This is a genomic window from Burkholderia sp. SIMBA_051, from assembly GCF_046534915.1.
Lineage (GTDB): Bacteria > Pseudomonadota > Gammaproteobacteria > Burkholderiales > Burkholderiaceae > Burkholderia > Burkholderia ambifaria.
On sequence record NZ_JAWRXS010000674.1, the window covers coordinates 1 to 248 of the forward strand.

Consider the following 248-nt stretch of genomic DNA (forward strand, 5'->3'; position numbering starts at 1 on the left):
GCTCGGCGGGCGACAGGTCGTGCGGATCGTAACCGTCCGTCGCGTCGGCGCGCGCGCGGGATTGCTGCAGGGCGTCGGCCTGGCGGCGGTAGTCCTCGGCCAGTGCGTGGTCGCCCGCGCGCAGGGCCGCCAGGCTGAGCTGGCGCAGGCTGGGCAGTTGTTCCGGGCCGGCGTGGTCCGCGACGCGAAGCCAGAGGTCCGCGGCTTCCCGTGGATGCCCCTCGCGCTGGCGGCAGCGCGCCAATTGG

Annotated in this window: 1 pseudogene; it reads right to left on the reverse strand. The window is 75.8% G+C overall.

What is annotated here, in order from left to right:
- A pseudogene (locus SB771_RS36165) lies at positions 1-248 on the reverse strand (peptidase M48); the annotation flags it as partial.